A 24,089-nucleotide genomic window follows, 5' to 3' on the forward strand; every position below is an offset into this window, starting at 1 on the left:
AGATGTTGCGCCGCAGCATGCGCGTCTCGGGCGACTATTGTCAAATCTGCGGTCAGCCGCGTCCGCGATACCCAGGCACATCCTGCGGCGGCAGCCAGACTTCCGCCGGCGGCGGGCCCGACTGCCAGAAGACATCGATCGGAATCCCGCCCCGGGGATACCAATAGCCGCCGATCCGAAGCCATTGCGGCTTCATCTCTTCGAACAGCCGCTCGCCGATGCCGACGGTGCAATCCTCGTGAAAGGCCCCGTGATTGCGGAAACTGCCCAGAAAGAGCTTGAGCGACTTGGATTCGACGATCGTTTCGCCCGGCACGTAATCGATCACCAGATGCGCGAAATCGGGCTGTTCGGTGATCGGGCAGAGCGACGTGAATTCCGGCGCGGCGAAGCGCACCAGATAGGCGCGCCCGGGCCGCGGATTGGGAACATAATCGAGCACGGCTTCTTCTGGCGAAGCCGGGAGCGCGCTTGTCTTGCCGAGATGCACAGGGTCCATCACGCGCATGTAAGCTGCCGCGCCCGCGGATCAATCTCTCGACGCACGGCCCTGCAATGGTAAGACGGACGAAACAGAAGGAGGACGAGGCCGATGGACGCGCTGGTGACAACCGAATGGCTGGCCAACGAGCTGGGAGCGATCGACCTTCGGGTGGTCGATGCCAGCTGGTTCCTGCCCGAGCATGGCCGCGATGCCGCCGCCGAATTCGAAGCGGGGCACATTCCCGGTGCGGTGTTCATGGATCTCGACGATCTTGCCGACACCAGCTCGAGTCTGCCCTCGATGCTTCCTCCGGCGGAAAAGTTCGCCAGCCGGATGCAGACGCTGGGCCTGGGCGACGGCAGCCGCATCGTGATCTATGACGACAGCCCGCTGCACACTGCCGCGCGCGCGTGGTGGATGCTCCGCACTTTCGGCGCGCATGACGTGGCGATCCTCGACGGCGGTCTCGCCAAGTGGAAAGCCGAGGGCCGTGATCTGGAGAGCGGCAAGCCGCAGGTCCGGCATCGCCATTTTACCGTATGGCACGATCCGCAGGGCGTCCGCTCGCTCGATCAGATGAAGAGCAACGTCGCGAGCGGCGACGAGCAGGTGATCGATGCCCGCTCCGCGGCGCGGTTCAGCGGCGAGGAAGCCGATCCGCGGCCGGCGACCCATGCGGGGCACATCCCCGGATCGCGCAATATTCCCTTCGGCCGCTTCTTCCACGAAGACGGCACCTGGAAGCAGGGCGCGGCCTTGCGCCAGGTCTTCGAGGAAGAAGGCATCGAGCTCGACAAGCCGATCGTCGCCACCTGCGGATCGGGCATCACGGCAGCGGTGATCGTGTTCGGGGCGCATCTGCTGGGGCAGCCGGCGGCGCTCTACGACGGCAGCTGGGCCGAATGGGGCGCGGATCGCGACACGCCGAAGGCGACGGGCGCGGCTGCGTGAGCGACGTGCCCGATGCCGGATCGGAAGGCGACGCCACCCGCGTCGTCGAAGCCGGACGGCGCGAGGAGTGGACGCAGGGCATCGTCAATGTGCCCGTCTGGCGAGCCTCTACGATCCTCTATGATTCGGTCGGCGAGCTACGTGCCGCCGGCGGGCGCGACAGCCATCACCGGCTGTTCTACGGGCGCCGCGGCACGCCGACTCAATGGTCGCTCGCCGATGCGCTGACCGAACTGGAGCCTGGCGCGGAGGCGACTCTGCTCTACCCCTCGGGCGTCGCCGCGATCGCCTCGGCGCTGCTCGCCGTGCTCTCGCCGGGCGACGAACTGCTGCTCACGGACAGCGCCTATGATCCGACGCGGGGCTTCGCCGACCATTTCCTGAAGCGGTTCGGTGTCACCACCCGTTATTACGACCCGATGATCGGCGCGGGCATCGCCGATCTGATCGGCGAACGGACGAGGGCGATCTTCCTCGAAAGCCCCGGCAGCTTGACGTTCGAAGTGCAGGACGTGCCGGCGATCGTCGGCGTTGCGAAGGATCGCGGCCTCGTCACGCTGCTCGACAATACCTGGGCGACCCCGCTCCTGTTTCCGGCGATCGCGCGCGGCGTCGATTATACGATCCTTGCCTGCACCAAATATGTCGTCGGCCATTCGGACGTGATGCTGGGTTCGGTCACGGCTGCGACAGGCAAGTATGCAGCGCTGCGCGACGCGAGCTATGCGCTGGGGCAGACCGCCAGCCCCGACGATGCCTGGCTCGGCAGCCGAGGCCTTCGGACGATGGGCGTGCGGCTGAAGGCGCAGGGCAAGGCCGCGCTGGAGATCGCGCGGTGGCTGGAAACGCGCCCCGAAGTGGCGCGGGTGCTGCATCCGGCGCTGCCCGCCTGTCCCGGCCATAAATTCTTCGTCCGCGACTTCAAGGGCAGCTCGGGACTCTTCTCCTTCGTTCTCAACGGCGGCGGCGAGCGCGCGCGCGCGTCGCTGATCGACGGGCTCACACATTTCGGCATCGGCTTCAGCTGGGGCGGCTATGAAAGCCTCGCCCTGCCGGTCGATCCGCAGCGCCACCGCAGCGCCACCGAGTGGCAGGCGGAGGGCCCGGTCGTTCGGCTTCAGATCGGTCTGGAAGAGCCGGGCGACCTGATCGCCGACCTCGAAGCCGGGCTGATGCGTTTCCGGGAAGCCGCATGACGAACGATGTCGTCCGCTGGCTCGCCGCGCGCGGCATCGAGCTTCCCGACACCGCGGCACTGATCGAGGCGGGAATCGCGCTCGCCATCGTCTTCGCCGCACTCGCCGCGGGCTGGTTCGCCGGACGCAAGCTCGGGCCGGTGCTGGCGAGCTTCTGGCACAAGAATGTCGGCGGCCATGCCGAAGGCCTGGGGCCGCGGATGTGCGACATCACGCGGCACGGCGTCGCTGCAATCCTGCTGGCCATCCTCGCCGCGGCCTGGCCGTGGCAGCCGCTGGCAGCGCTCGGCATCGGCTTCGCCGAAGGCGCGGCGGTGGCGCTTGTGCTCGTCGCGTTCCTGCGCGGCCTCGGCATTCCGCGCTGGGCGACCTGGACCTTGGCGCTGCTCGCCTTCGTGGCGATCCTCTCGAATGCGATCGGCGGCTTCAACGTCATCGAATCGACGCTCGAGCGAGTCGGCTTCAACATCGGCGAGCGCCGCTTCTCGCTATTGTCGCTGCTCACCGTACTGGTGATCCTCGTCGTGCTGTTTGCCGGCGTGCGGCTGGCGAACCGCATCGTCAATCACTGGATCGAGCGGACTCAAGGGTTCGATGCCACCCAGCGGCTGCTGTTTCAGAAGCTCGCGGGCATCGCCGTGCTGGTGGTCGCCTTTTTCATCGGCATCGATCTGCTCGACGTCGATCTGACTGCTTTCGCGGTCTTTTCCGGCGCACTGGGGCTGGCAGTAGGGTTCGGTCTCCAGAAGACCGTCGGCAATCTGATCGCAGGGATCATCCTGCTGATGGATCGATCGATCAAGCCGGGCGACGTGATCGTCGTCGGCGAGAGCTTCGGCTGGGTCAACAAGATCGGCGTCCGCGCCGTGTCGATCATCACGCGCGACGGCAAGGAGCATCTGATTCCGAACGAGAATCTGATGACCGAGGAAGTGGAGAATTGGAGCTATTCGGACAAGAACGTCCGCGTGCGCATCCCGGTCGGCGTCTCGTACAACAGCGATCTCAAGCTCGCGCAGGAGCTGATGCTGCGCGCGGCCACCGAGAGTACGCGTGTGCTGAAGAACCCCAAACCCAACGTCTGGCTTGCAGCCTTTGGCGACAGCTCGGTCGAGCATGAGATCCTCGCCTGGATCAACGATCCCGAAGGCGGCGTGGGCAATGTGAAATCCGACGTGCTCAATCGGCTCTGGCTGCTGTTCAAGGAACATGGGATCGAAATCCCCTTCCCGCAGCGCGACGTGCACGTGAAGGAATGGCCGCGCGAGCGCGGCAGCGACTGACGCCGTCCACTTATTCACGAGAGCACCGCCGGCCTCGCTGCGGTGCGCGAAACCGCGCGCCCGCTGCTTGGAGTGCCACAGCCGCTGTCACGGCCATGCCTTGTACACCCCCGCCATCACCGCTGCTTCTGCCCCTGCACCTGCCCCTGCCGCGATTGACGCGCTCTCCAACTCCGTTTAGCTGCGCTAATGAGAATCATACGCAATAGCAAAGTTAGGGGGAATTCAATGAGCTTGTTTCGATTCGCCTGCGGCGCCAGCACCAGCCTCGTCGCACTTGCGGTAACGGCGCCTGCAGTCGCGATGCCCGACCCGGACACCGAGCAGCGCGATCCGGAGAAGCAGACGATCACCGTGACGGCCACGCGCCAGCCGGTCGATACGCAGGAAGCTCCTGCAACGGTCACCGTGATCGACGACGAGCAGATCGCCGATCAGCTCATCACCGACATTCAGGAGCTCGTCCGCTATGAGCCCGGCGTCAGCGTCCAGCGCCAGCCCGCGCGCTTCGGCGCTGCGCTGGGATCCACCGGACGCGCGGGGAATGAGGGCTTCACGATCCGCGGCATCGGCGGAAACCGCGTGCTGATCCAGGTGGACGGCGTGCGCATTCCCGACGGCTTCGCCTTTGGCGCGCAGAGCGTCGGGCGCGGCGACTATGTCGATCTGGGGCTTATCAAGTCGGTCGAGATCCTGCGTGGGCCTGCGTCGGCGCTCTATGGCAGCGACGGCCTTTCCGGCGTGGTCAGCTTCATCACCAGCGATCCCGAAGACTTCCTCGAGAACGGCAGCTCGATCGGCGGTCTGGTCCGGGCAGGCTATCACTCCGCCGACGAGGAATTCTCGGAGACCGGAATCGTCGCGGGCCGCAGCGGCGCCTGGTCGGCGATGCTGGCCTACACCCGGCGCGACTTCCAGGAGCTTGAGAACCAGGGCGAGGTCGGCGGCACAGGCTCGGCACGCACCGAGCCCAACCCGCAGGACGGTCATTCGAATGCGGTTCTCGGCCGTGTCGTCTATTCCCCCGGCGGCGGCCATCGCTTCCGCGTTACGGCGGAATATCTCGACACCTATCTCCACACCGACGTGCTTACCGGCGTGGGACCCGGCCTAGGCGGGACGGTCGACCTGCTCACCGCGCGCGACACGGGCGGGCGGGCGCGCATCGGGCTCGACTGGCACTGGCAGGGCAGCGGCACGATCGATCAGGCGCGGCTTGGCGTCTATTGGCAGGATTCGGAGGACCGCCAGTTCACCGACGAGGACCGGACGCCCGCCGCCGACCGCGAACGGCTGAACACGTTCGAGAATCGCGTCATCGGCGCTTCCGGCGAGATCGGCGCCGGGTTCGCGACCGGCAGCTTCGCGCACCGGATCGTGCTCGGCGGCGACGTGAGCGTGACGCATCAGGAGGGATTGCGCGACGGAACGGTGCCGCCCGCGGGCGAGACTTTTCCCACCCGCGCCTTCCCCGAAACCGATTATACGCTGGCCGGCATCTACCTGGCCGACGAAGTCACGGTCGGCCCGCTCACGCTCTATCCGGCGCTGCGGTTCGACTGGTACAGCCTCGATCCGCAGGACGATCCGCTGCTGCCGGCCTTCACAGGTGCCGCGCAGGATGGTTCGCGCCTTTCGCCCAAGATCGGCGCGGTCCTGAATCTGGGCGGCGGCGTGCGGCTGTTCGGGAACTATGCCCAGGGATTCAAGGCGCCCGAGCCCGGCCAGGTCAACCAGTTCTTCGAAAATCTCGCCTTCGGCTACACGTCCGCGCCCAACCCGGACCTGCGCCCGGAGACCAGCGAGAGCTTCGAAGCCGGGCTGCGTCTCGAAGGCAGCAACATCCGCTTCGGCGTCACTGCCTTCCATGCCGATTACCGCGACTTCATCTCGCAGGAAGTGGTGGGCGGCAGCTTCACGCCGATGGATCCCGCGGTCTTCCAGTTCGTGAACCTCGATCGCGCCGAAGTGGAAGGTCTGGAAGGACGCTTTGAGGGCTGGACGGACAGCGGCTTCTCGGGTCGGGTCGCGATCGCCTATGCCGATGGCGAGGTGATCGACCCATCGGGTTCGCGCAACCCGCTTTCGAGCGTCGATCCGCTGCAGCTGGTGATCGGCGGCGGCTGGCGCGATCCGGGCGGCCGCTTCGGAGTCGATCTCACTGCGATCCATGCCGCGCGCAAGGAACTCGAGGCGACGAGCGGACTGTGCAGCGGCCCCTGCTACCGGCCCGACAGTTATACAGTGCTGGACATGACGGCCTTCGTCCGTCTCGGCGGCGCCGCCACGCTGCGTGGCGGCATCTTCAACCTCACCGACGTGAAATACGCAACGTGGAGCGACGTTCGCGGGCTCGCCGAGAGCTCGCCCGTCACCGACGCCTATACACGGCCCGGCCGAAACGGCAGTGTGTCGATCAGCTATCGCTTCTGAATTGCAGCTGGGGGATTTTGGAATGAACCTTCGCAACTGGACATCGGCGGCGGCGCTTGTCGCACTGACTGCGCTTCCGAACTTCGGGGCCGCCGCCCAAGCCGCTCCGGCCGCCGCACCGACCACGCAGGAGGAGGCGCAGCAGGTCTCGTTCGATGAAGCGCGTGCCGCCATCCTGGCCATGGCCGGCAATTATCGCGTCCGCTTCGACATGCGCGAAGCAACGCCATGGCGGGCTGACTATGAACCGATCGACCCGAAGATCTCGGGCGGCCACGAAGTCGTTCGCGTGATCGAGGATAGCGGCGAGCGCATCGTCCTGCAGCATCTGCTGGTGATCGAGCATGAAGGCCAGACCCACATCATCAAGCACTGGCGGCAGGACTGGGAATATGAACCCGCGCGCATGCTGGTCTACAGCGACACCGACACCTGGCAGTACCGCGACGTATCCGAAGCGGAACGGCGCGGCCGTTGGGCACAGACGGTGTGGCAGGTCGATGATAGCCCGCGCTATGCCGGGATCGCCGCATGGAAGACTGTCGCAGGCATTCCGACGTGGCAATCGAACCCTACCTGGCGCCCGCTCGCGCGTCGGGATGCTGTCCGCAGCCCCGTCTATGATCGCTACTATGGCATCAACCGGCACCAGCTGACGCCTGCCGGCTGGATCCATTGGCAGGACAATATGAAGATGGGCTGGTTCGATGCGAAGCTCGAACCGGTCGTGCAGGAATATGTCCTCAACACCTATAGCCGTTTCGACGGCTATGATGTCGCCGCCGCCGACGCCTATTGGGAATCGACCAAGGGCATGTGGGCCGCCGTGCGCGACGAGTGGGAGCGGATCGCGGAGGAAAAGAACGGAATCCGCGTGATGGAAGTCGCCGAGACGGGCAGCGCCGCCAGCGTGCGCCTGCTGGAGATCGCCGACGCGCTCCATTCGGGCAGTCTCAGCGAAGCCGAGGCAATCGCGCAGGCCAAGGCGCTGATGGATCAGGCGACTCAGCAAATCTGACAGACCGGCGAGGCGACTCTCGCGAGCGCCTCGCCCGGCTCGCCCCGACCCGGCTACACCCTTTCGGCCGAACTCACCGCCTCTGCTGCGCGCAGCGCCGCCAGCAGCCGCATCAGATGCTTGGCGTCACGCACGTCGAGATCGATCGTGTTGGTGTGAAAGGTCGTGTCCCGATTGTCGAGGCGCAAGTTCAGGATGTTCGCCTTGTGCGCGGCGATGATCGACGCGACCGCGGCAAGGGCGCCCGGCTCGTTCTTCAGCGTCACGCTGATCCGCGCGGTGCCGCCGGAGGCCTTGTCGCCCCAGGCGAGATCGATCCAGTCCTCTTCCGCCCCATCGGCCAGCGCGGCGCACGCGATGCCGTGGACCTCGATGCCCGCGCCGGGGCGACGGACGCCGACGATCCGGTCTCCCGGCACGGGCCGGCAGCATTCGGCGAGATCATAGGCCACCCCCGGGGTCAGGCCCTTGATCGAAATCGCCTGCCGTTGCGGTGGCGACGTCGCTTCCGCATCGCTCGCCGAGCCGGGCATCAGCGCTTCCATCACCTCGCTGTCGGTGACCTTCTGCCGCGCGATCGCCTCCATCAGCGCCGCCTCGTCGGGCAGCTTGAGCCGCTTGAGCGCATCCAGCAGCCCATCGCTTCCCACCGGCGCGGGCAGCCGCTCGACGATCTCGTCGTACAGCTTGCGGCCCAGCGCCTCGATCTCCTCGCGCTCCTTGTGGCGCAGGTGGCGCCGGATCGCCGCGCGCGCCTTTCCGGTAATCGCGAAGTTGAGCCAATTCTCCTGCGGAGTCTGCGCCTTGGACCGCAGGATCTGCACCTGATCGCCCTGGGCGATCTCGGTGCGCAGCGGAACGACGCGGCCGTTCACCTTGGCCCCCACCGCCTGATCCCCCAGATCGGTATGGACCGCATAGGCGAAGTCGATCGGCGTGGCGCCCTTGGGCAACTGGATCAGCTCGCCCTTGGGGCTGAAGGCGAAGATGCGATCCTGATACATCGCCATCCGGGTGTGCTCGAGAAGCTCCTCCGGACTCTCGGCATGTTCCAGGATTTCGATGAGATCGCGAATCCAGCGGACCTGGGTCTCGGGGCGCACGGCAGCCTGCTTGTAGGCCCAGTGCGCAGCGAGACCGTATTCGGCCTGGGCATGCATCTCACGGGTGCGGATCTGCACTTCGACGCGGACGTTCTCGGCATAGAAGACGCTGGTGTGCAGCGAGCGATACCCGTTCCGCTTGGGTATGGAGATGTAATCCTTGAACCGGCCGGGCACCATCGGCCACTTGCGGTGAATCACGCCAAGCGCGCGGTAGCACTCCTCCTCGGTCCCGACGATCGCCCGAAAGGCAGTGATATCCGAAAGCTGTTCGAGACTGACGTGCCGCTCGGACATCTTCCGCCAGATCGAATAGGGCGCCTTTTCCCGCCCCGAGACCTCGGCATCGATCCCGTTGCGTTCGAGCAATTGGGTGAGCGTCTTCCCGATCTTCTCGACGCGGTCCTCGCCGCCTTCGTCGCGCAACGCTTCCAGTCGGCGAGTGATCGATTCATACGCCTCGGGCTCGAGTTCGCGGAAGGCGAGGCTCTGCATCTCCTTCATGAACTCATACATGCCGATCCGCTCGGCGAGCGGCGCATAGATGTCCATCGTCTCGCGGGCGATGCGCTTGCGCTTGTCCTCCTTCGCGATGTGGTGGAGCGTGCGCATGTTGTGCAGCCGATCGGCAAGCTTCACCAGCAGGACGCGGATATCGTCGGACATCGCGAGCAGGAACTTGCGGAGGTTTTCGGCGGCGCGTTCGCTTTCGGTCTGCGCTTCGATCTTCGACAGCTTGGTGACGCCGTCGACCATCCGCGCGACGGACGGGCCGAATTTGGCGAGGATCTCGTCGGGCGTGGCGACCGTGTCCTCGATTGTGTCGTGAAGGATCGCGGTCGCGATCGTCTCGTCGTCGAGATGCAGGTCGGTCAGAATGCCTGCGACTTCGATCGGGTGGCTGAAATAGGGATCGCCGGAAGCGCGCTTCTGGCTGCCATGCGCATGCATCGAAAAGACATAGGCACGGTTGAGCAGCGCCTCGTCGGCGCCCGGGTCATAGCTCTTGACCCGTTCTACAAGTTCATATTGCCGCAGCATCCGACCTAGATGGGGCCGGGCGCTGCGGCATTGCAACAGAAATACTTACGAGCGGGCGCGTGCGTTGCAACGCTCCAGCGCCTCGGCGTCGAACGCCTCGCCTTCGACCTTGAACTCGGTCAGCGCGCCGACTTCGCGGGCCAGAAGCTGGCACATGATCGCGTCGCGCGCAGTGCCCTTCGCCGCGACGCAGGTGCCGCCGCCGCAGCGCCAGATGACGTTGCGCGTGACCAGGCTGTCATTCGCAGGTGCGGAAACGGGCGTTGCGCTGTAATAGCCGTTCGCCGACTGTGCGGAAGCAACTGCGGGCAGCATTGCGAGCGAGGCTGCAACAGCCGCCGCGACGGAAATGACAGACTTCATCGAGGTTCTCCAGGGTGAAACCATTGCAATAAGGTTGCAGTTCGCTACTTACCTTTGGGTAAGCAGCGGGTCAATACCAGTTGCATGGAAAAACTTTTGCTGCAATGCAAGATGTTATGCCGTTCCGCGCGCGGAAAAATTGCGATAAGGTGACAACATGGGTGAAGGGCTGCGAGAATCGCTGCGCGAACTGGCCACTGCGTGCAGCCTTCCGGCCGCGCTGGAGGCAATGGGCGAGCGCTGGTCGTTCCTCATTCTGCGCGGATCGTTCAACGGGCTGCACCATTTCGAGGAATTCCAGTCCGAGCTCGGCATCGCACGCAACATCCTGGCGAACCGGCTCGGCCGCCTCGTCGAGCACGGCATCCTCGAACGCCGCCCCTGCCCCGAGGATCGGCGCAAGATCGAATATTGCCTCACCGAAAAGGGCTATGCCCTGCTCCCGACGATGGTCGCGCTACGCCAATGGGGCGAGCGCTGGGAAACGGGAGTCACCGCGAGCCCGGTTCTGGTCGATGCGCGCGATCGCAAGCCGATCCGGCCTGTCCAGGTGCTGAGTCACGACGGGCGTGCGCTCGGCCGGGGCGATCTGATCTGGTCGTTGCCCGAGGACGTTTCCCCCACGGAGTCGGCTGAGGCCGCCGAGTGATCGTCAGCCTGCGTCGACCGCGGCGAGCCGCTCGCGCACGCCGGTCGGCAGCGGGACGGCGCGGCGGGAGTTCAGGTCGACGTTGACGTTGACCAGCTCGATCGTCGCGTGCAGCTCGCCCGTCTCCGCGTGGCAGAGATGGATTTCGGTGGTCAGGCTGGAGGTGCCGACCCGCGCCGTGCGCGCGAATGCTTCAACCGTGTCACCAAGGCGGAACGGCCTCTTATACTCCACCAGCGCGCGGACGATGTTGAACTCCAGCCCGTGCCAGCCGGGCAGCAAATCCATCTCGGCCCGCTCCCAATAGTCGGTGATCGCGACATCGGCATATTCGAGATAGCGCGAGTTGAAGACGATCTTCTGCCCGTCGATTTCGGAATAACGGACGCGAAAGCGCGTGGCGAAGGCGAAGCCGGGACGTTTCATCACAAGGCTGCATGGCGGCGCAGCGCCGCCATGACAAGCCGCGTTCAGCGAAGCGCAGAGTGGCGACAGACGACGATCGCCGCGTCGTGATCCGCCGGGTCCGCCCGCGATCCTATCCCGATTGCGCGCCCGGGGCATTCACACCCATCGACTGGAGGTAGCGCTTCACGTTGCGCGCCGCCTGGCGCAGCCGCTGCTCGTTCTCGACCATCGCGATGCGCACATAGCCCTCGCCATTCTCGCCATAGCCGACCCCCGGAGCCACCGCGACCTTGGCATGGGTGAGCAGCTGCTTGGAAAACTCCAGGCTGCCGAGATGTGCGAGCGCGGGGGGCAACGGCGCCCACGCGAACATCGATGCGGCGGGAGCGGGAATCTCCCAGCCGGATCGCGCGAAACTCTCGACCATCACGTCGCGGCGCTTGTGATAGAGTTGGCGGTTCTTCTCGACGATGTCCTGCGGCCCGTTGAGCGCGGCGCAGGCGGCGGCCTGCACCGGCGTGAAGGCGCCGTAATCGAGATAGCTCTTCACTCGCGTCATCGCGGCGATCAGCCGCCGGTTGCCGACCGCGAATCCCATTCGCCATCCGGCCATCGAATAGGTCTTGCTGAGCGAGGTGAACTCGATCGCCACGTCCTTGGCGCCCTTCACCTGCAGGATCGAGGGCGTCGGCTTGCCGTCGTAATAGAGTTCCGAATAGGCGAGATCGGAGAGGATCCACACCTCGTTCTCGCGCGCCCAGGCGACGAGCCGCTCGTAGAAGGCGAGGTCGACCGTCTCGGCTGTGGGGTTCGACGGATAATTCACCACCAGCACGCTCGGGCGCGGCACGGTGAAGTACATCGCGCGCTCGAGACTTTCGAAATAGCGGTCGTCCGGCGTGGTCGGCACCGCGCGGATGGTGGCGCCTGCGATGATGAAACCGAAGGTGTGGATCGGATAGCTCGGATTGGGCGCCAGGACGACGTCGCCGGGCGCGGTGATCGCCGTGGCCAGGCTCGCCAGCCCCTCCTTCGATCCCATGGTTACCACCACCTCGGTCTCCGGATCGAGATCGACTCCGAAGCGGCGCGCATAATAGTTGGCCTGCGCCCGCCGCAGCCCCGGAATGCCCTTCGACTGAGAATAGCCGTGCGCGTCAGGTTTACGCGCGACTTCGCACAATTTCTCGATCACATGATCGGGCGGCGGCAGATCGGGATTGCCCATGCCCAGATCGATGATGTCCTCGCCGCCGGCCCGCGCCGCTGCCCGCATCGCATTGACTTCGGCGATGACATAGGGCGGCAGGCGCTTGATGCGGTAGAATTCTTCGGACATTCCATTTCCCGTGACGAGGCTCTCGTGTAACGATCGTGCGCCACTCTAGGGCATTCGGAAGCGCCCGAAAATCCTGTGGCGGCATGTTTTTTCGCTGCCGTCCTGGCGCACGAGGGTTACGGGATTCCCACTGTCGAGAAGACGGTAAGACGGTGCTAAATGCACCGCACCCGAGGAGAGAGAAGCGCCATGGCCGAAGTCGGCTCGTCCCAACCGCCGCGCCTGCCGTCGCTGGAGGATCTGCAGCACTGGACCTGGGTGCTGGGGCGCGCACAGCAGTTGATGCTCGAACACGGATTCGATCTAGCCGAGCGCCTTCCTGCCGCGCCTCCCTTCGGCCCGATGATCGATCCCACTGCGGCGGTGCGTGCCACCGCCGGCTTCTGGGCGGATACGATGCAGCTCTGGCAACGTTTTCTCGATCCCGATCACGCCGAACCCTTCGAAGAGACGCCCGAACAGGCGAAGGACAAGCGTTTCAAGGCGCCGCAGTGGCGCGAACAGCCGGTCTTCGATTTTCTGCGCCAGAGCTATTTCACGATCGCCGACCATCTTCTGAAGGGCGTCGATGCGATGGAGAATATCGACGAGAAGCAGCGCGAGCAGATCCGATTCGCCACGCGCGGGTTCGTCGATGCGATGAGCCCTTCCAACTTCCCGGCCACCAATCCGCTGGTGATCGAAAAGACGATCGAGACCCGGGGCGAGAATCTGTTGCGCGGACTGCAGCACATGCTGAACGACGTGACCAAGGGCCAACTCACGCAGACTGCGCCTGACGCGTTCGAGGTCGGGCGGAATCTCGCGACGACGCCCGGCAAGGTCGTGAAGCGAACCCCGCTTTACGAACTGATCCAGTACACGCCGACCACTGACGAAGTATATCGCACGCCAGTCCTCATCTTCCCGCCCTGGATCAATCGCTTCTACATCCTCGACCTCAATCCCGAGAAGAGCTTCATCCGCTGGGCGGTCGAGCGAGGTCTCACCGTGTTCGTCGTTTCCTGGCGCTCGGCAGACGCTTCGATGAAGGATGTCATGTGGGACGATTACATCGAGCGCGGCCAGATCGATGCAATCGACACCGTCCGCGACCTGCTGAAGGTCGATAGCGTTCATGCGATCGGATATTGCGTCGCGGGTACGACGCTCGCGGCGACGCTCGCTGTGCTCGCCGCCCGCGGCGAAGCCGAGAAGGTGAAGAGCGCGACATTCTTCACGGCGCAGGTGGATTTCAGCGAGGCCGGCGACCTGCACCTGTTCGTCGACGACGACCAGCTCCAGCTGATCCGCAGCCTGGCGAGCGACGGGTTCCTCGACGGCCGCTACATGGCGGCGACGTTCAACCTGCTCCGCGGCCGCGATCTGATCTGGAACTACGTCACCAGCAACTATCTCATGGGGCAGGACTATGTGCCCTTCGATCTGCTGCACTGGAATTCGGACGTCACCAACCTGCCGGCGAAGTGGCACCTCAGCTATCTGACCGACCTCTATCGCGACAACCGGCTGGCAGTCCCCGGATCGATCACGGTCGGCGGAACGCCGGTCGATCTGCGGCGCGTGACCACGCCCACTTATGTTCAGGCCGGACGTGAGGATCACATCGCGCCGGCGCACAGCGTGTGGAAAATCACGCACCATTTTCAGGGGCCGCTCAAGTTCGTTCTCGCCGGATCGGGACACATCGCCGGGGTCGTCAATCCTCCGGCGGCGGGCAAATATCAGTATTGGACCAACGATGCTGGAGCCGACAGCCTCGCCGACTTCATCGCCGGAGCGAAGGAGACCAAGGGAAGCTGGTGGCCCGATTGGGCGGACTGGCTCGACTCGCTCGATTCGGTGAAAGTACCGGCCAAGGGCGCCCGTGTTCCCGGGCGCGGCAAGCTCAAATCTCTCGCCGATGCTCCCGGAGACTATGTCCGCGCGCGATAAGATCGGCCGGACACGCAACGAGTACTTCGCTGCATTGCACAATAGGACTTGCAACCACCTTCGCGGCGCGCTACATGCTGCACTGCAGCAACAGCACGAGGGAGGCCGTTATGGCCAGCAAGGGACCGAAGACCGGCCGGGCAAAGGCGCCTGCAGTCGCTCCGAAGCCCGCGTCGCGCCCGCGCAAGGTCGCGCCGAAGGCCAAGGTTGCTGCATCCGAGGCCGAGAAGAAAGCCGTGCCGGTGCCGATGGCGGAGACTGCGGTCCCGCCGAAGCGCGAAGAGCCGGCCGCGGCCCCGGTAGCAGTGCCGCAGGAACCGAAAAACGTCGAAGCGGCCGTCGAACCGGCGGCCGAAGCACCGGCGAAAGCCGTAGCCACAGAAGCCGTCGCCGCCGCACTGGTGGTGGAGGCGTCCGCCAAGAAGGAAGCCGAGACCATGGATACCACCGTTGAGACCAACGTGAACCGCGCGCAGGCGATGTTCGCCGACATGAACGAGCGCACCAAGGCCGCCGTCGAAAAGTCGACGAAGATGGTCGAAGAGATGAACGATCTTGCCAAGGGCAATCTCGAAGCGGTCGTCGAATCGAGCCGCATCACTGCCAAGGGCTTCGAGTCGCTTGGCCAGGAAGCCGCCGAATACGGCCGCAAGTCGTTCGAAGAGGCCACTGCTGCACTGAAGCAGATGGCCACGGTCAAGTCGCCTGCCGAGCTCTTCAAGCTTCAGAGCGATTTCGTCCGCAAATCGTTCGACAGCTATGTCGCCGAAGCCTCGAAAAACACCGAAGCGATGCTGAAGCTGGCCGGCGACGCCACCCAGCCGCTTTCGAACCGCTTCGCGGTCGCCGCCGAGAAGGTGAAGACCGCCGCCTGAGCGGTTATCGCACCCGAAATCGAAGGGCGGCCGCACCCGATGCGGCCGCCCTTTTTCGTTGCCCTTGATTGCAGAAGCGCGACAATTCGCGGATTCCGCCCCGGCAGCCTTGCCCTCCGGAGGTCGGTGCAATATTTTCATGGTGATGGCAGTGGACCGCATTCACCCGAACCTGATGGCCGAGGATGGCGACCGCGACGAGGGAAACGACTCCTCCGTCGGTGTCGCGACGCGGACGCGCACCCGGACGAAGAAGCCGACGCCCTATCGCGTGCTGATGCTGAACGACGACTACACGCCGATGGAGTTCGTCGTTCTCGTGCTCCAGCGCTTCTTCCGCATGAGCATGGAAGACGCGACTCGCGTGATGCTGCATGTCCATCAGCGCGGCGTCGGCGTGTGCGGCGTCTTCAGCTATGAAGTCGCGGAAACCAAGGTGGCGCAGGTGATCGAGTTTGCGCGGCAGAACCAGCACCCGCTCCAGTGCACGCTCGAAAAGGCCTGAACGAGCCGCTCAGCCCGGCTCCGGCAGCCAGCTGAGATCCAGGCCCGTGTACCGGTTCACATAATTCGCCGCGCGTGCGAGCGCGCGCTCGTCGAGCAAGGTCACGCGCCCCGAGTCGCGCGCGATCAATCCCTCCTCCTCGAGCTGGCGGAGCATTCGGTTGACGTGCACGGCTGTCAGCCCGGTGGCGTCGCCGACTTCTTCCTGCGTCAGCCCCAGCGGAAAGACGTTCGTCATTTCCTTGTCGGTCGCACGAAGGCGGTTGCGCAATTCGAGCAGCAGCGCCGCGACGCGGGCCTTAGCCGACGTGCGCCCCAGCGCCGCCAGCCGGTCGGTCAGAGCGACGCGCTCGATCTGACAATAGACCAGGATCATCGCGGCAAGCCGGGGGTGGCTGCTGAAAATGTCGGAAAGCGCAGACCGGTCGAACGGGCAGACAACGCAATCCGAAAGCGCGCACAGCGTTTCAGGCGCCTCGCGATAGATCATGGCCGACACGCCGAGCATGTCGCCTGGAAACAGGAAGCGCAGAATCTGGCGGCTTCCGTCGTCCAGGATGACGTAGCTCATCATCAGCCCCTTGCGGAGCACGAACAGCTCGCCACCCGATTCGTTCTCGCGCTGCAGCACGGCGCCGCGGCGCACGTGCCGCTGGCGTTCCTCAAGCGCATCAAGCGCCTGGCGTTCCCGCGAAGTGAGCGCGATCAGCTCGCTGAGAACATCTGCGAAGCAACTCGCGGACACGGTGTTCTTTCCCCCCATTCCAAGTGCAAAGCAGGCGTCTGGAATCAGCGCATTAAAATCGATCAAGCTGTGGCGATCGCCACCCTTGCACCGGCGTCGCGACTCATTAGAAGCCCCGAAATGGACCGCATCCTGATCCGCGGCGGCAACCGCCTGTCCGGCCGCATCGCAATTTCCGGGGCAAAGAACGCCGCGCTCACGCTGATGCCGTGCGCGCTGCTGACCGACGAACCGCTCACGCTGCGCAACCTGCCACGGCTGGCGGACGTCGACAGCTTCGGACATTTGCTTAACCAGCTCGGCGTCTCGACGATGGTCGAGGGTGCGCATCCCACCGACTTCGGCCGAGTGATGACGATGCGCGCCGCGCGACTCACCTCGACCGTCGCCCCCTATGACATCGTGCGCAAGATGCGCGCCTCGATCCTGGTGCTGGGTCCGCTTCTCGGCCGAATGGGCGAAGCCACCGTATCGCTGCCGGGCGGCTGCGCGATCGGAAATCGCCCGATCGACCTGCATCTGAAGGCGCTCGATTCGATGGGCGCCGAAATCGAGATCGCCGCCGGATATGTGAAGGCCACCGCTCCGGGCGGACGGCTGAAGGGCGGCCGGGTCAGCTTCCCCGTCGTTTCGGTCGGCGCGACCGAGAACGCAGTAATGGCGGCCGTCACGGCGCAGGGAACGACCGTGATCGAGAATGCCGCACGCGAACCCGAGATCGTCGACCTGTGCAACCTGCTGACGGCGATGGGTGCCGCGATTGACGGCGTCGGAACCGAGACGCTGACGATCGAGGGCCGGGACAGGCTGCATGGCGCCACCTACCAAGTGATGCCGGACCGGATCGAGGCCGGCAGCTACGCCTGCGCCGCCGCGATCACTCATGGCGCGCTCGAGCTGGTCGGCGCGCGCGCGAACGACATGCGCGCGACTCTGGCGGCACTTTCGGAAGCGGGAATCACCGTCGAGGAGCGGCCCCGTTCCGTCTATATCGAAGCGTCGAACGGCATCGCGCCGCTGACGCTCTCAACGGCACCCTACCCCGGCTTCGCAACCGACATGCAGGCGCAGTTCATGGCGATGCTGACGCGCGCGAACGGTGCCAGCGTGCTGACCGAGACGATCTTCGAAAATCGCTACATGCACGTTCCCGAGCTCGCGCGAATGGGCGCCGACATTCAGGTGCGCGGCCATGCGGCGGTGGTGCGCGGTGTCGACCGTCTGGTCGGCGCACCGGTGATGGCGACCGATCTGCGCGCATCGATGAGTCTCATTCTCGCCGGGCTCGCCGCCGACGGCGAGACGCAGGTGAACCGCGTCTATCATCTCGATCGCGGATACGAGCGGCTGGAGGAGAAGCTGCAGGGCGTGGGCGCCGATATCGAGCGCGTCGGCGACGGCTGAACCGCTAGACGAGCGCCACCGCAGCGATCGCAAGCGCCACGGCGAACCAGTCCTCGACCAGCGCGGCGGGCATGTCGCGGCCGAACGCTTCGGCCAGTCTGCCGCGGCAGAAGAAGCCGCCATAGGTGCCGATCAGCGCCCCGGCCGCCCCCAGCATGACTCCGATCGGGAGCGACAGCGCAGCGGCAGCGGCGAGCGCGCCGCCGCTCAAGCCCCCGCTCGCGATTCGCGCGATCACCGCCCCCGGGCGCCGGCGGCTCGGCGTGCGCGGATGCTTGTCCCCCAGCAGTTCGGCCAGGGCCAGCAACAGCAGCGGAACCGCCGCCCAAGGGCTGGCCAGCCAGGCCAGCGGCGTGTCGCCAAGATGCAGCAACTCGAGCCAGGCTGCGACTGCAACCGTGGCGAGCGGGGTGAAGGTTCGGCAGCCTCCCGACAGGCCAAGCAGCAGCGCGAGGATCAGCACATGAGACATCGTGTTTCGGCTCTCCTCGACACGGCGCAGGCATTTTCACTCGCAGGCCAGCGTCGGCGCCTTCGCGGCAGCACACGCGCCGATGGATAGATCAGGAGGGGAGTGACCGCCAGCGCCCTGCCTCGCGCCCTATGCGAGCCGCCGGCGCCGGCGCCGCCGCCCCTTCCGGAGCACCGTCGCCGGCCGCAAGTCCGATCCGCGAGGACCGAAACCGATGCTCAGGTCATCGAATGCTTGAGCGCCGACATCCGGTCATGCGCAGCCTTCACCGAAATATAGCATTCCTCGATCACCCGACGCGCATCGACGGTCAGTTCGCCGTCCTTCAACGCCTTTTCGAACTTGGCCTTGATGTGGTCCTCGCCGCGCTCGACTTCCTTTACGACCGCCGTGTCGTCGGTGCCGGTGACGGCGTTCTTCAGATCCATGAAGCCGCGATGCGCAGCGCCGATCACGCCGCTGTCGTCCGCCGGGTCTCCGCCCTGGCGCCGGACTTCACCCTGAAGCCTGCTCGCGATCTCGCTGCGCTCGCGCGCCAGTCCCGCGAAAGTGTCCGCGAAGCGCGCGGACGCATCCTCGCACGCGTCGAGATAGCCTTTGCGGCTGTCGAGCGTCGTTTTGATGAGATCGTTCAGAACAGAAATGTCGTGGTTGCTCATGGGCTTCCTCCATTGGTTTTGCTTACGCTCAACCAACGGACGAAGCCCGTGATCTATCCGAGTCCGTTCAGATCGCGTCGAGCGCGGCGGCGAAATCGGCGATCAGATCGTCGGCGTCCTCGACCCCGACCGAGATGCGCACCAGATTGTCGGTGATGCCCAGCGCCGCCTTGCGGTCTTCCGGCACCGACAGATGCGTCATCGCCGCAGGATGACTCGCCAGCGTCTCGGTACCGCCCAGGCTCACGGCAAGCTTGGCGATTCGGAGTGAATCGAGGAACTTGAACGCCTCCGCCTCGCCGCCCTTCAGGTACAGCGAGAAAGTCGACCCGGCGCCGGTGCAGTGCCGCTGATAGATGTCCGCCTGCGCATCGTCCTTCAGGAATCCGAGATAGCCGACCCGCTCGACCTTGGGATGGTCGCGCAGGAATTCGCACACCTTGGCCGCATTCTCGCCCGCGCGGCTCATGCGCAGTTCGAGCGTTTCGAGGCTGCGGCAGAGCATCCAGGCAGTGTTCGGGTCGCAGATGGTGCCGATCGTGTTGCGCATCGCGCGGATCGGATCGAGCGCCTTCTTGGTGCCGAGCACGCCGCCCGCCACCAGATCGGAATGGCCACCCGCATATTTGGTGAGGCTGTACACCACGATATCGGCGCCGTGATGCAGCGGCCTTTGCCACAGCGGGCCGAGAAAGGTGTTGTCGATCGCGACCGGAGGCTTCTCCTCGTGATCGGCGAAGACCTTGTCGCGCGCGGCAGCGACCGCTTCCACATCGACCAGCATGTTGGTCGGGTTCGCAGGGCTCTCGAGATAGATCAGCGCCACGCGGCTGTCGCCGGCCCGGCGCAGCACCTGCTCGATCTCCTCGGGGCTCGCATCGGCAGGAAAGTCGATGAACTTCACACCAAACTTGCCGAGAATGCGGCCGATCAGCGTTTCCGTCGCCGCATAGAGCGGGCCCGAATGGATGATCGTGTCGCCGGGATTGCACGCGGCGAGGAACAGCGTCGCGATCGCCGACATGCCCGACGAGAAGGCAAGCGCCTCTTCGGCTTCTTCCCACACAGCCAGTCGATCCTCGAGGATCTCCTGGTTGGGGCCGTTGAAGCGCGAATAGACGAGGCCTTCGGCGCCGCCGGGCCGCTTGCCGGTGATCCCTTCGAAATGGCGCTTGCCGGCGGCGGCGCTGGGAAACACGAAGGTCGAGGTCGCGAAGATCGGCTGCTTCAGCGATCCTTCGGACAGCGCCGGATCAAAACCATGGCCCATCATCAGAGTCGAGGGCTTGAGCTTGCGGCCGCCGATTTCCTCGATATCGGGCTTTGGCCGGCGCCGCGGGGTGATGCCGGTCATGTCGGCTTCGGTTTCGTCCTTCATGCGATCTCCTCTCTGGGCTGGCCTATAGGCGGGCGTCGCCGCCGACAGAAGGTATCATCTGCAACTATTCCGACTTCTCCTGGCGCAGGCTGTTGATCGCGCTCACGATGAACGCCGCCGACCACGAGATGAGCACGAAGCCGATGACGGCCTCCACGGCGATCATCAGGCGCCACTCGTGCGGGAAGCCTTCGTCGGGACGGCCGAGCGTGGCATAGGCGGACGCCGAGAAATACAGCGCCTCCTCCGCCGTCTCGAGCGCGCCGATCACGCGATAGAAGACGGCGAACATCCCGATCTCGATCAGGTGCAGCGCGAACAGCGCGACGCCGAGCGCGCCGAGCCGCAGCATCGAGCGCGAGTTCACCTCGCGCTCCGCCAGATTCTCGGGCGCGAGGTTGAACAGCCGCATCACCAGCAACAGCCCCAAACCATGCACCATCGTCATCAGCAGCACCGAGAGCCCCGCGGCGCCGAGTTGCGTGCCGAGCGTGACCGCCTGTTGCTGCGTTTGCGGATCCAAACCGGCCTCCCTGTCGCGGGGACAAGCGCGCCGCGACAGATTGCGTTCCGAAGCGAGGGGCGCTCAGGCGCCGGAGAGCGCAATGATGCTGATCTGACGCCCATAGTCTGGCTCGCCGCGGTGCGTGGCCCGGCGATAGCTGTAGAACCGCTCCGGATCAGCATAGGTGTCGAGCCCCAGTGCCTCGATGGTGCGAACACCCGCCGCGGCAAGCCGGTGGACCACATAGGCTTCGAGGTCGAACTGATGGCGCCCGGCGCGGCCATCGACGAAGAAGCGTTCGTTCTCCGGGCTCTCCTCGACAAATCGGCGGAAGAACCCGGCGTCTACTTCATAGCTGGCGCGCGCGATGCATGGCCCCACCGCCGCAATGATCCGCTCGCGCCGGGCGCCAAGCGACTCCATGAGCGACAGTGTCGCATCGGTAACGCCGCCGATCGCCCCCTTCCAGCCGGCATGGGCGGCGCCGACCACCTCGGCCTCACGATCGGCGAACAGCACCGGCGCGCAGTCCGCAGTGAGGATGCCGAGCGCCAAGCCGGGCCGATTCGTCACGAGCGCATCGGCGTGCGGGCGCAGCCGATCCGCGAACGGCTCGACCACGGCGACCGCATCGGGCGAATGGACCTGGTAGAGCGTCACCAGCGCGGCGCCCGGCGATACTGCCTCGGTCGCGCGGCGGCGGTTCTCGGCGACTGCCTCGGGCGCATCGTCCGAGCCGGGGCCGACGTTGAGCCCCGCGTGGACGCCGCTGGAGACCCCGCCCCGGCGGCCGAGGAATCCGTGCGCCACTCCGTCCAGCGCCGCCGCGCGGATCACATCGACGCCGCTCATAGATCGAGACTCCAGATGCGATCGTCGTCGATCTGTTCACCGACCCGGAATTCGTAGCGGCCCACCTCGGTGAAGCCGTAGCGTGCATAGAAGCGCTGGGCACGGATGTTGTCGACGAAGACGCTGAGCACCATCCGGCGATAGCCGTCCGCGCGCGCCTTCGCGAGCGCCCAGTCCATCAGCACCGGCGCCACACCCTCGCCTTGCCAGGGGCCAAGGACGTAGAGCTGGTGCAGCTCGATCACGTCCGCGCCCCAAACGCCGGGAAACGCGACCGGCCCCAGCTTCGCGAAGCCGACGATCGCTTCCGCGTCGCGCGCCAGCCGCACGGCATAACGCCGATCGGAGAGGTGCGAGGGCAGCCCTTCGTCGCCGAAGGTGGAATCAAGAAACGCAGCCAGATCGGACGCGCGATACAGGCTACCGAAAGTGTCGGTGAAGGCGCGCTTCGCCATGCCGGCGAGCGCCGGACCGTCCGCAGGCGCCGCATCGCGATAGGCGATCACGCGAATCCCGCTGGTTCGGGCCAACCAGGCGCAGTGAGCCCGAGCATCTTGAACAGGCTGCCCATCTGCTCCGCCCCGGTCAGCCGGGAACGCGCCTCGGCGACTTCCTCCGCACGCGCCGGCGCGCTGCGGACCAGCGCCTCGGCACGCGGGCCGATTCCGAGCGCTTCGAGAAACAGCCCCTGCTCGACCGGGCCATGGGCGATCAGTTCCTCCGCTCGTGCCGCTTCGGCGAGCGTGGCAAAGTCCACATGCGCAGTGAGATCCTGCTCGCCCGGATCCTCGAACGGGTTGGCGAAGCGGTGACCGCGAACCGCCTGGAACGTGTCCCCCACTGCCGGCCCGGAATAGCCATAGTCGGCGATCAGCACGGCGCCGCCCTGTGCCGTCAGCCGCTTGGCGAGCTGCCGCATCAGCGCCACGCTGGCCGGCGAGGTTTCGAGGATCGAGCCATAGGGCGCATCGCGCAGCTCGGGCGGGATGATGCTGTCGAAGCTGCGATCGCCGACCACCGGCAGGAACAGCGTGTCCTGGCAGGCGACCAGACGCTCGCGCCAGCCTTCCGCAGTCTTGACGAGCTGGCGGATCGGCAGCGCATCGAAGAATTCGTTCGCAACCACCAGCAACGCACCGTCGTCGGGCACGCCGACGAGATCGACGTGCCATTCGGCGTCCGGCACCCGCTCGGCCTGCGCGGCCCGCAGCGTCGGGCTGGTCTCGATGAAATGCACCGGCGGCGCCAGCCCTGCCTTTGCCATCGCCCGCAGCGCATCCTGCGCAAGCGTGCCCCGGCCAGGCCCCAGCTCGACGTAGCGCGCGGGCGGGCGGCCGGCGCGGTCCCACAGATCAGCAAGCCACAGACCGATCAGTTCACCGAACATCTGGCTTACTTCGGGCGCGGTCGTGAAATCGCCGCGTTCGCCCAGCGGATCGCGAGTCGCGTAATAATGCGCGTTCGCGGCGCCCATATATTGCGACAGCGGAATCGGGCCCGCGAGGGTGATCGCGCGGGCGAGGCGCTCGGGCAGATGCGGCTCGCTCACTGGCTCAGGCAACGCTTTCGCTGCCCGGCACCGGCGCGGCACGTGCGCTGCGCTTGTGTGCAGTGACGATCAGATAGATGCCGCCGGCGATCATCGGGAGCGTGAGCAGCTGGCCCATGTGGATGGTGGTCGCGAGGAAGGTGCCTTCGAACTGGCGATCCGGCTCGCGGAAGAATTCGACGAAGAAGCGCGCCAGGCCATAGCCGAGCAGAAAGACGCCGACGAGCAGACCCGGCTTCCAGCGGGCGCGCGTCCGCCAGAACAGGAAGGCGAGCAGTGCGAAGAGCAGCAGCCCTTCGAGCCCAGCCTCATAGAGCTGGCTCGGGTGACGCGCCGGCTCGGGCCCGAAGGCGACCGTATGCGGGAAGACCACGGCCCAGGGAACGTCCGTCGGCTTCCCCCAGAGCTCGCCGTTCACGAAGTTCGCGCAGCGGCCGAGAAACAGCCCGATCGGAGCGCAGCAGGCGACATAGTCGTGGATGCGCAGCCAATCGAGCTTGTGGCGATGCGCCATCCAGATCAGCCCGAGCGATGTTCCGATCACGCCGCCGTGGAACGACATGCCGCCATCCCACAGCTTCAGCACCGAGATCGGATTGAGCAGCATCATCGGCTGATAGAAAAGGACATAGCCGATCCGGCCGCCCAGAATGACGCCGAGGGCAGCATAGACGAACAGATCGTCGGCATGGCGCTTCGCCATCGGCGCGCCCGGCTGCGCAATCAGCTTCAGCAGATACCACCAGCCGATCGCCAGCCCGGCGATATAGGCGAGCGAATACCATTTGAGCGCGAAGGTCGTCCCGAACAACGGGATCGAGAACACGTTCGGATTCAGCCCCAGTTCGGTGAAAACCAGATGCGAACTGGCGGCAGCGAGGATGGTCTGGAGCACGCTTGGAGGACCCTTTCCCGGGCGGTTCGCGCGTCCCATAGCGTGCGC

At 65.6% G+C, this 24,089-nt stretch carries 24 protein-coding genes; 10 read left to right on the forward strand and 14 right to left on the reverse strand.

Annotated elements, in window-relative coordinates; all coding sequences use genetic code 11:
• Positions 1–52 precede the first annotated feature (52 nt).
• Positions 53–508 carry a preQ(1) synthase gene (gene queF / locus H7V21_RS07615; RefSeq protein WP_188056218.1) on the reverse strand — a complete coding sequence of 152 codons (456 nt, stop codon included), beginning with the start codon at positions 506–508 and terminating at the stop codon, positions 53–55.
• 84 nt (positions 509–592) lie between these two features.
• Here queF and sseA point away from each other — a divergent pair, with 84 nt between their 5' ends.
• The 5 genes from sseA to H7V21_RS07640 all read left to right on the forward strand — a co-directional run bounded on the left by sseA (position 593) and on the right by H7V21_RS07640 (position 7,365).
• Positions 593–1,435: a 3-mercaptopyruvate sulfurtransferase gene (gene sseA, locus H7V21_RS07620; protein ID WP_188056219.1), complete on the forward strand. Its 843-nt coding sequence runs from the start codon at positions 593–595 to the stop codon at positions 1,433–1,435.
• On the forward strand, positions 1,387–2,631 hold the full coding sequence (gene metC / locus H7V21_RS07625; protein ID WP_188056220.1) for a cystathionine beta-lyase: 1,245 nt from the start codon (positions 1,387–1,389) through the stop codon (positions 2,629–2,631). Before sseA ends, metC begins: the two co-directional genes overlap by 49 nt.
• On the forward strand, positions 2,628–3,914 hold the full coding sequence (locus H7V21_RS07630; protein ID WP_188056221.1) for a mechanosensitive ion channel family protein: 1,287 nt from the start codon (positions 2,628–2,630) through the stop codon (positions 3,912–3,914). Before metC ends, H7V21_RS07630 begins: the two co-directional genes overlap by 4 nt.
• A gap of 228 nt (positions 3,915–4,142) precedes the next feature.
• On the forward strand, positions 4,143–6,347 hold the full coding sequence (locus H7V21_RS07635) for a TonB-dependent hemoglobin/transferrin/lactoferrin family receptor (RefSeq protein ID WP_188056222.1): 2,205 nt from the start codon (positions 4,143–4,145) through the stop codon (positions 6,345–6,347).
• A gap of 22 nt (positions 6,348–6,369) precedes the next feature.
• Complete coding sequence (locus H7V21_RS07640) at positions 6,370–7,365, forward strand: DUF6607 family protein (protein ID WP_223177057.1); 996 nt, start codon at positions 6,370–6,372, stop codon at positions 7,363–7,365.
• A gap of 53 nt (positions 7,366–7,418) precedes the next feature.
• Here H7V21_RS07640 and H7V21_RS07645 read toward each other — a convergent pair whose 3' ends face one another.
• The gene (locus H7V21_RS07645) at positions 7,419–9,509 is read right to left on the reverse strand and encodes a RelA/SpoT family protein (RefSeq protein ID WP_188056223.1); all 2,091 of its coding nucleotides are present in this window, start codon (positions 9,507–9,509) and stop codon (positions 7,419–7,421) included.
• Between the two features lie 45 nt (positions 9,510–9,554).
• Positions 9,555–9,872 carry a CC_3452 family protein gene (locus H7V21_RS07650; protein ID WP_188056224.1) on the reverse strand — a complete coding sequence of 106 codons (318 nt, stop codon included), beginning with the start codon at positions 9,870–9,872 and terminating at the stop codon, positions 9,555–9,557.
• 157 nt (positions 9,873–10,029) lie between these two features.
• On the opposite strand from H7V21_RS07650, the gene H7V21_RS07655 reads away from it, so the two are divergent.
• The gene (locus H7V21_RS07655; protein ID WP_188056225.1) at positions 10,030–10,521 is read left to right on the forward strand and encodes a winged helix-turn-helix transcriptional regulator; all 492 of its coding nucleotides are present in this window, start codon (positions 10,030–10,032) and stop codon (positions 10,519–10,521) included.
• A gap of 3 nt (positions 10,522–10,524) precedes the next feature.
• On the opposite strand, the gene H7V21_RS07660 is transcribed toward H7V21_RS07655, so the two are convergent.
• Both H7V21_RS07660 and H7V21_RS07665 read right to left on the reverse strand, forming a co-directional pair.
• Positions 10,525–10,947: an acyl-CoA thioesterase gene (locus H7V21_RS07660; protein WP_188056226.1), complete on the reverse strand. Its 423-nt coding sequence runs from the start codon at positions 10,945–10,947 to the stop codon at positions 10,525–10,527.
• A 112-nt stretch (positions 10,948–11,059) separates the two neighbouring features.
• Positions 11,060–12,268, reverse strand: a complete 1,209-nt coding sequence (locus tag H7V21_RS07665) for an LL-diaminopimelate aminotransferase (RefSeq protein ID WP_188056227.1) — start codon at positions 12,266–12,268, stop codon at positions 11,060–11,062.
• Positions 12,269–12,457: 189 nt separating this feature from the next.
• On the opposite strand from H7V21_RS07665, the gene H7V21_RS07670 reads away from it, so the two are divergent.
• The 3 genes from H7V21_RS07670 to clpS all read left to right on the forward strand — a co-directional run bounded on the left by H7V21_RS07670 (position 12,458) and on the right by clpS (position 15,583).
• A complete protein-coding gene (locus H7V21_RS07670) occupies positions 12,458–14,203 on the forward strand; it encodes a PHA/PHB synthase family protein (protein WP_188056228.1) in 1,746 nt (581 codons plus the stop codon).
• Positions 14,204–14,313: 110 nt separating this feature from the next.
• The gene (gene phaP / locus H7V21_RS07675; protein ID WP_188056229.1) at positions 14,314–15,078 is read left to right on the forward strand and encodes a phasin family protein; all 765 of its coding nucleotides are present in this window, start codon (positions 14,314–14,316) and stop codon (positions 15,076–15,078) included.
• Between the two features lie 175 nt (positions 15,079–15,253).
• Entirely contained in the window at positions 15,254–15,583 is a 330-nt protein-coding gene (gene clpS, locus H7V21_RS07680) for an ATP-dependent Clp protease adapter ClpS (protein ID WP_188056421.1), read from the forward strand.
• A gap of 9 nt (positions 15,584–15,592) precedes the next feature.
• On the opposite strand, the gene H7V21_RS07685 is transcribed toward clpS, so the two are convergent.
• Positions 15,593–16,345, reverse strand: a complete 753-nt coding sequence (locus tag H7V21_RS07685) for a Crp/Fnr family transcriptional regulator (protein WP_188056230.1) — start codon at positions 16,343–16,345, stop codon at positions 15,593–15,595.
• A 102-nt stretch (positions 16,346–16,447) separates the two neighbouring features.
• On the opposite strand from H7V21_RS07685, the gene murA reads away from it, so the two are divergent.
• A complete protein-coding gene (gene murA / locus H7V21_RS07690; protein WP_188056231.1) occupies positions 16,448–17,731 on the forward strand; it encodes a UDP-N-acetylglucosamine 1-carboxyvinyltransferase in 1,284 nt (427 codons plus the stop codon).
• A gap of 4 nt (positions 17,732–17,735) precedes the next feature.
• Here the strand turns inward: murA and H7V21_RS07695 are convergent, their stop codons facing one another.
• The 8 genes from H7V21_RS07695 to lgt all read right to left on the reverse strand — a co-directional run bounded on the left by H7V21_RS07695 (position 17,736) and on the right by lgt (position 24,080).
• Positions 17,736–18,203, reverse strand: a complete 468-nt coding sequence (locus H7V21_RS07695) for a DUF4126 family protein (RefSeq protein ID WP_262504059.1) — start codon at positions 18,201–18,203, stop codon at positions 17,736–17,738.
• A 218-nt stretch (positions 18,204–18,421) separates the two neighbouring features.
• Positions 18,422–18,862 (reverse strand): PA2169 family four-helix-bundle protein, encoded by a 441-nt coding sequence (locus tag H7V21_RS07700; RefSeq protein WP_188056232.1) that lies wholly within the window; start codon positions 18,860–18,862, stop codon positions 18,422–18,424.
• A 67-nt stretch (positions 18,863–18,929) separates the two neighbouring features.
• Positions 18,930–20,240, reverse strand: coding sequence for a cystathionine gamma-synthase family protein (locus H7V21_RS07705; protein ID WP_188056233.1), 1,311 nt, complete (start codon positions 20,238–20,240; stop codon positions 18,930–18,932).
• Positions 20,241–20,304: 64 nt separating this feature from the next.
• Positions 20,305–20,763, reverse strand: coding sequence for a two pore domain potassium channel family protein (locus tag H7V21_RS07710; RefSeq protein WP_188056234.1), 459 nt, complete (start codon positions 20,761–20,763; stop codon positions 20,305–20,307).
• A 63-nt stretch (positions 20,764–20,826) separates the two neighbouring features.
• Positions 20,827–21,597 carry a peptidoglycan editing factor PgeF gene (gene pgeF, locus H7V21_RS07715; RefSeq protein ID WP_188056235.1) on the reverse strand — a complete coding sequence of 257 codons (771 nt, stop codon included), beginning with the start codon at positions 21,595–21,597 and terminating at the stop codon, positions 20,827–20,829.
• Entirely contained in the window at positions 21,594–22,103 is a 510-nt protein-coding gene (locus tag H7V21_RS07720; RefSeq protein ID WP_188056236.1) for a GNAT family N-acetyltransferase, read from the reverse strand. The genes pgeF and H7V21_RS07720 overlap by 4 nt, the downstream gene beginning before the upstream one ends.
• Positions 22,100–23,146, reverse strand: a complete 1,047-nt coding sequence (locus H7V21_RS07725; protein ID WP_410482674.1) for a class I SAM-dependent methyltransferase — start codon at positions 23,144–23,146, stop codon at positions 22,100–22,102. Before H7V21_RS07725 ends, H7V21_RS07720 begins: the two co-directional genes overlap by 4 nt.
• 4 nt (positions 23,147–23,150) lie before the next feature.
• Positions 23,151–24,080 carry a prolipoprotein diacylglyceryl transferase gene (lgt, locus tag H7V21_RS07730; RefSeq protein WP_188056237.1) on the reverse strand — a complete coding sequence of 310 codons (930 nt, stop codon included), beginning with the start codon at positions 24,078–24,080 and terminating at the stop codon, positions 23,151–23,153.
• Between the last annotated feature and the right edge of the window lie 9 nt (positions 24,081–24,089).

The organism is Sphingosinithalassobacter sp. CS137 (assembly GCF_014334115.1).
In the GTDB taxonomy this organism is placed as follows: Bacteria; Pseudomonadota; Alphaproteobacteria; order Sphingomonadales; family Sphingomonadaceae; genus Sphingomonas.